A 6,583-nucleotide genomic window follows, 5' to 3' on the forward strand; every position below is an offset into this window, starting at 1 on the left:
CACGATGGTGGGCCTGCGCGGCCCGGGGGGGGTCTGACGACCCGCGGGGGCGCCGGGGGCCAGCCGGCGCCACGGCCTGGCATGCCCAGGGTTCGGGGCGCGAGCCACCCGGCACGAGCCGCCCAGAGTGACGAAGCGACGCGGCTGTCTGGAAACCTGTGGCAGTCGACGGCACAACCCGTGCAGGGGTACACTCAGGCCAGTCATGTCCACCGCAGACCCTGCTAGTACCAACCCGACCGCCAGCGCTGCTCCTGACGAGGAGATCGCCGCCGGCTCTGCCTGACGCCGCCCTGCTCGCGGCGCGCGGGCAGACCACCTCCGGCGCCCTCCCGATGTGGGAGGGTGTTTTTCGTAGTCGCCACCGGAGGTGCCGTAGATGGAGACGCTGACGCCCCGGAGCGTGGACGCGTCCGACGTCCGCGCAGTCTTGCGCGCGGCGCTGTCCAACGGCCATGCCCCCGACCTGGCGAGCCTGCACGCCGCCCCGCGTGAGGAGCTGGCACAGGCGCTGGCCGATCTCTCGCCGAACGAGCTTGGGCGGCTGGTCACCCGCCTTGGCGACGAGGCGTTGGCCGACATCGTGGCGGAGCTGGACGCCTTCGACGCCGCGCGCCTGCTCGGAAAGCTCGGGCGGGCACAGGCCGCCGATGTCCTCGAAGAGATGGACCCGGACGATGCTGCCGACGTCATGGGCGAGCTGCATCCGCGCGAGGCCGAGGCCATCCTCGACGAGATGGAGCACGAGGAGGCGGAGGACGTCCGCGAGCTGCTGACGTATCCGCCCGAGAGCGCGGCCGGCATCATGACGCCGGATTTCGTGTCGGTCGCGCCGTATCTGACGGCGGACGAAGCCCTGGAGCAGCTCGGGCGCGTGGCCGAAGAGGCCGAGACGATCTACTACGTCTATGTGACGGAGCCTGGAACGGGCAAGCTGCTCGGGGTGCTCTCGCTGCGGAGCCTGGTGCTGTCACCGCGCTGGAAGCTCGTCTCGCAGCTCATGTACCGCGATGTGACGCGCATCCGCGCCGACGCCGACCAGGAGGCGGCCGCCCGCCTGCTGGACAAGAACAGCTACCTGGCGCTGCCCGTCGTCGACGACCATGACCGGCTGCTCGGCATCATCACCGCCGACGACGCGGCGGACGTCCTGTTGGAAGAGGCCGGCGAAGACATCGAGCGCCTCGGCGGTTCGCAGCCGTTGGACGAGCCGTATCTGCGTGCCAGCATCTTCCACCTGTTCAGCAAGCGCGTCGTCTGGCTGCTGGTGCTCTTCGTGGGCGGGGCGTTCACCGGGTCGGTGCTCAGCCACTTCGAGGACACGCTGGGCCGGGTCGTCTCGCTGACGTTCTTCATCCCGTTGCTGATCGGCATTGGCGGGAACGTCGGGTCGCAGACGGTCACCACGCTGGTCCGCGCGATGGGCGTTGGCGAGGTCCACTTCCGCGATATCTTCCGCGTGTTCCTGCGCGAGGCCGCGGTGGGCGTGCTGCTGGGGCTGGTGATGGGGGCAGTCACGTTCACCCGCGCCATCATCCTCGGCGTCGGCTCGGAGATCGGCCCGGTGGTGGCGGTCACCGCCCTGTTCATCGTGGTCTGGGCGGCGATGGTTGGGGCGGTGCTGCCGCTGATCCTGCACCGCATCAAGATCGATCCGGCGGTGGTGTCAGCGCCGTTCATCAGCACGCTGGTGGATGGGACCGGGCTGTTCCTCTACTTCAGCATCGCCCAGTTGATGCTGGGTCTGTGAAGCGTCGAGGGTCGAGGGTCGAGGGTCGAGGGTCGAGGGTCGAGGGTCGAGGGTCGAGGGTCGAGGGTCGAGGGTCGAGGGTCGAGGGTCGAGGGTCGTCAATGTTGGTGAAAGCATGCAAGCTGCAATTGTCATCCTGAGCGCAGCGAAGGATCTCACCCGCTGACCGTCACGGTTGGGTCAGCGGTCAGCGGTCAGCAAAGCGTATGTCATCCTGAACGAGCGAGCTTGCGAGCGACGTGAAGGATCTCCCAACCGTGACGGTCAGCGGGTGAGGTCCTTCGCTGCGCTCAGGATGACATGGAGAATTGCAATGATGCACTGAAACCGCGTCGCCCATTTGCCGGTCAATTTCCACGACCCACGACCCACGACCCCTACCGGGGCGTTGGCGACGGTACCGGCAGCATCACGTTGGCGTTGCCCTGGTAGAGCGGCATTCGGCCGTCCCACTTCTGGACCCGTTGGTACTCGATCAGCTCAGGCGTGATCGACTGGGTCAGCAGGCGGTTCGCTTCGGCGGCGCCCTGGGCCCTGGCGACCTCGGCTTTGGCCTCACCCAGCGCCTGCACCTCGGACTGCTCGGCCTGAATCTTCTTCTGGTTCAGGACCTCGCGCTCGCGCTCCACCAGCTGCTGCGCCACCTGCTTCTGCTCGATGGCCTGGGTGTACTCCGGGCTGAACGAGATGTTCGTCAGGTAGACGTCCTCCACCAGGATGCCGTACCGCCCGAGCGTCTGCGACAGCTTGTCCTTGGTCTGGGTGCGGATCTCCTCGCGCTTGGCCAGGATCTCCGTCACCGCAAAGCGGGGGATGATCTCTTTGATGGTGTCTGAGAACGCCGCGTCGATGACCCGTCCGGCGAAGTCCAGCCCGACCCGCTGATACAGGTCGTCGGCCTGCGGGGCATCGATCGAGAAGTTGAGGGTGCCGGTCAGCTTGACGCTCTGGTACTCGCGGCTGGCAGCGTCGATCTCGCGGAAGTTGTGTGGCCGGACCCGCGTCTCAAAGTCGATGACGTTCTGGACGAAGAACGGTCTGAAATAGACGCCCGGCGGCAGCGGGTTTGGCTGCACCTGTCCAAGCTGCACCACCACGCCGACGTGGCCTGGCGGCACCACATTGACTGACATCGCGAGATAGCCGAGCACAACCACGACCGCGGCTGCGATGCCCAGACCGCCGCAGCCAAACCTGCCCAGCAGTCCGCGCCCGGCCGCGCCGGCTGCATCTCCGCCCGCTCGCAGTGAGTTCCGTGCCACCCCCCCACCTCCGACATTCCACCCGCCCGGCAATCTAGGAGCGCCCCATCCTGCAAGCTCCCTGTGCCGATGGTGAAACGTCGGAGGGGTGGTCCGGGTGTCACGACACGGACGTACTCCCCTCTGGGGCCACCAGCCGGATCCGGCAGACGGCTTCCAGCGATGCGCCCGGGGCCAGCGCGACCAGCCCCTCGGGATGGCCTTCCGGCAGGGACGCGCAGCCGGGCATGTGGCTCTGCGGCTCGATGGAGATCGAGTTCTGCCAGGGCGGCGCGAAGAAGAGCAGGTCGCTGAACCCGTTCATGAAGACCTCGACGGTCCAGCCGGCCCGACCGTCAATCGGGCGCAAGTCGCGGATGACGGCTGTGTCGCCGCCCTCCTGGAAGTCGGTGCGGCCGGTCGCCATCGTCTCGCCCATCGCGACGATGCTGACCGGGTTCGGCGGGGCCGGCTCGCGTTCGCCCGTCATGTAGGGGGCGCGCTCGCCGGTGCGGACCCGCGCCGATGCGCCCGGCAGATCGACGTGAACCTGGGTGCGGTCCGGGCCGAGTACGCCCTCCCCGAAGTACGGGTGCAGGCCGAACGCGACCGGGGCCGGCGCGTCGCCCTCGTTGACGGCGGTGAGGCGGACCAGCAGATCGCCCGCCTCCGTCAGGTCGAGATCCTGGGTCAGCCGGACGGTGAACGGGTAACTTGCGGCCTGCTCGGCGTCGAGGTCGTCAGGCGTGCGGAACTCGGCTGACGCGCCGGTCTCGGCGTGCCGGGTCAGCCGCCAGGGGCGCACGTGCGCGAAGCCGTGGGTGACCGCGTCGATGCCGGGGACGGTTGGCGGCACCGTGATCGTCTGGCCGTTCCACTGATACTGTCGGTCCCGCATGTGCCCGGGGAATGGGAAGAGCAGCGGCAGGCCGTAGCGCGAGGGCGCGTCGGTCACCTCGGCGGGCGTGCCGATGGCGAGGACGTGGACCCACTCCCCGCCGACCTTGACGGCGTAGGCGATGGTGTCCCCGCCGATCTCCGGGCAGAGCCACGCGACGGCCTTACCGTCGGCTGAGGCGAAGCGAAAGAGTCGGTGTCCCTCATTCTCCCAGGAGGGAGGCACGGCGGGCAGTGCATCCTGGCTGGTCGTGTCGTCGCTCATCAGGCTCCCGCTGTCGTCGGAATCTTCACCGTCAGCAACGGCGAGAGGTCACGCAAGATCAGGTCGAGCTCGCGGCTGGAGTGCTCGTCGAGCGTGGGCGAGCCGGGTGCGCGCGACTTCGGGCAGGCGATGATGCCGCGCCGGTAGAGCACTTCCTTGTAGACCACGAACGAGTACATCGCTTCGATGTTGAGCAGCGGCAGGATCTCACGGAACAGCCGTCGTGACTCGGCCTCATCGCCCCGCTCCAGGGCGTTCCAGACGGCGACATGGGCGTCGGTCACCTCGCAGGCCGGCATCGTGCCACAGGCCCCGCGCGCGTACTCGTCCAATAGATAGCGGCCGGCCATGCCGCCCATCATGCCCTTGATGTCGTCGCCAGCGAGGTTCTTGACCTGGGTCATCACCTGGGGCGCGAGGGACGTCTCCTCCTTCAGATACTCGACGCCCGGGATCTCGCGGAACAGCCGCGCCAAGAGGGCCGGGGCCATCGGCGTGCCCATCGGCGCGATGCAGTTCTGGATCCAGACCGGCACGCCGGCCGCCCTGGCGACGGCCCCGTAGAACTCCACGATCTCGTCTGGACCGGGGTGCCGCACGAACGGCGGCATCGCCATCACCGAGTCCGCACCGACCCTGCCGGCGTGGGCGGCCATCTCGGCGGCCACCTGGGTGGACGAACCGCTGACGCCCGCCACCACGGGGATCCGGCCGTTCGTTTGCTCGACCACAGTCTCCACGACCTTCTTCCGCTCGGACTCGGTGAGCGTGAAGAACTCGCTGGCGTTCACCGGCGCGACGACGCCGCCGGCCCCTGCCACCACGCAAAACTCGACGCACCGCCGCAGCGAGGGGATGTCGAGATCGCCTTCAGGCGTGAACGGCGTGACTGGGATCGCGAAGATCCCTCGGAAAGGTCCATGCTTGCTCATGCGGGTCCTCTCTGACGTACAGGAAATGCGACTTACAGGAGATGCTGCCGGAGCTTCGCTTCGTCGAAGGTGATGCCGAGTCCGGGGCCATCCGGCACGCGAAGTGCCCCGCCTACCGGATGCAGCGGCCCGGTCAGCAGGACATCGCCGATGGGGTTCGGTGTGCTGGAGAACTCGAAGATGAAGAAGTTGGCCGAGGCCGCGGCGAGGTGGGCGGCGGCGGCCACGTGAACCGAGGTGCCCATGCTGACGTGGGCGGCCCAGCGGACGTTGTGCAGGTCTGCCACCAGCGCGATCTTCCTGCCCTCGCTGATGCCGCCGGCCCGGCAGATGTCCGGGAGGATCAGGTCAACCGCCTTCTGCCGCAGACGCTCCTCGAACTGCCAGCGCGTACACTCGGTCTCGCCGGCTGCCACCGGCATCTCGAGTGCTGCCGAAAGTGCCACGTACCCCTCGACGTCCTCCGGTGGCAGCGGGTCTTCCAGCCAGCGGACGCCCATCCGTTGCAGCTCGCGCCCGACGAACAGCGCGCTGTGGCTGGCGTAGGCGCCGTGGGCGTCCACCAGCACGTCGGCACGGCCGGCGACGGTCTCGACCAGCGCCGCCACTGCTGCGAGGTCTTCGTCCAGGTTGCCACGCCCGATAGACGCCTTCATCGCCGTGTAGCCCTCGGCGATGAACCGCTCGGCGCTGGCGGCGCGCTCCTCGACGGTCCGTCCGGGCACCCCCGAGGCGTAGCAGGGTAGGTCGGTGGCGAACGGCCCGCCGAGCAGTCGGTAGACGGGCAGGCCGGTCAGCTTGCCGGCCAGATCCCACAGCGCGATGTCCACCCCGGCCATCGCTTCGAGCTGGTAGCCAGCGACGTGGCCGCGCAGCCGCATGCTGCCGTACATCCGCTCCCAGTGGGCTTCGATGGCCAGGGGGTCTTCGCCGATCAGCAGCGGCGCGAGTACGTCTGTGACGACGGCGGCGGTGGCGCGCGGCCCGAGCGGTGCGTGCCCCTCGCCCCAGCCGACTGTGCCATCCTCGGCGGTGATCTTGACCAGGCACGACTGGGCCTGCGGCGGATAGACGCAGATGTGGCGGTCGCCGATCTCGGCAATGGCGCGGCGCTGCTGGGGGGCCGTGCCGGCTGGCGGCTTGAGGCCGGCCCCGCCGACGTAGTCCTTGTCGCCGACGATGGCGAACGCCTCGACGGCGGCGATGCGGGTAGTCGGTCCGAAGACCTTGCGCGGGGTCATGGTGTCGTCCCCATGGGTCTGGTCTCCAGACGACGGGCAGCCACAGGGCGGTGTGCGGCGATGCCCGCGTCGTTGCGTGCAGAGTGAGACATGGAGGGGACCGTACCCCAGGATGACGCACGGTGCAAGCAGGGCGATTGCATGTTCATTGGTGTACCCGAAGCATCATGGAACGGGCGGGCGGGGACTGACGTCCCCACCTACACGCATGCAGTTGCTGCGCGACGGCCGTCGGGAACGGCAGGCACTGGTGCGAC

General features: G+C 68.5%; 5 protein-coding genes. 1 reads left to right on the forward strand and 4 read right to left on the reverse strand.

Annotation, left to right across the window (positions count from 1 at the left end; all coding sequences use genetic code 11):
* Positions 1–379 precede the first annotated feature (379 nt).
* Positions 380–1,750, forward strand: a complete 1,371-nt coding sequence (gene mgtE, locus IT306_29570; GenBank protein ID MCC7372600.1) for a magnesium transporter — start codon at positions 380–382, stop codon at positions 1,748–1,750.
* A 377-nt stretch (positions 1,751–2,127) separates the two neighbouring features.
* Here the strand turns inward: mgtE and IT306_29575 are convergent, their stop codons facing one another.
* The 4 genes from IT306_29575 to IT306_29590 form a co-directional block, all read right to left on the reverse strand.
* Positions 2,128–3,012, reverse strand: coding sequence for a prohibitin family protein (locus IT306_29575; GenBank protein ID MCC7372601.1), 885 nt, complete (start codon positions 3,010–3,012; stop codon positions 2,128–2,130).
* 100 nt (positions 3,013–3,112) lie between these two features.
* A complete protein-coding gene (locus IT306_29580; protein MCC7372602.1) occupies positions 3,113–4,153 on the reverse strand; it encodes a hypothetical protein in 1,041 nt (346 codons plus the stop codon).
* Positions 4,153–5,085, reverse strand: a complete 933-nt coding sequence (locus tag IT306_29585) for a dihydrodipicolinate synthase family protein (GenBank protein MCC7372603.1) — start codon at positions 5,083–5,085, stop codon at positions 4,153–4,155. The genes IT306_29580 and IT306_29585 overlap by 1 nt, the downstream gene beginning before the upstream one ends.
* A gap of 32 nt (positions 5,086–5,117) precedes the next feature.
* Complete coding sequence (locus IT306_29590; GenBank protein ID MCC7372604.1) at positions 5,118–6,326, reverse strand: mandelate racemase/muconate lactonizing enzyme family protein; 1,209 nt, start codon at positions 6,324–6,326, stop codon at positions 5,118–5,120.
* Positions 6,327–6,583: the final 257 nt, after the last annotated feature.

Source organism: Chloroflexota bacterium (assembly GCA_020850535.1).
Classification (GTDB): Bacteria; Chloroflexota; UBA6077; order UBA6077; family JACCZL01; genus JADZEM01.

Coding starts and splice junctions, on each gene's coding strand:
- IT306_29585 (MCC7372603.1), bottom strand. CDS start 5,085: ATGAGCAAGCATGGACCTTTCCGAGGGATCTTCGCGATCCCAGTCACG.
- mgtE (MCC7372600.1), top strand. CDS start 380: ATGGAGACGCTGACGCCCCGGAGCGTGGACGCGTCCGACGTCCGCGCA.
- IT306_29580 (MCC7372602.1), bottom strand. CDS start 4,153: ATGAGCGACGACACGACCAGCCAGGATGCACTGCCCGCCGTGCCTCCC.
- IT306_29590 (MCC7372604.1), bottom strand. CDS start 6,326: ATGACCCCGCGCAAGGTCTTCGGACCGACTACCCGCATCGCCGCCGTC.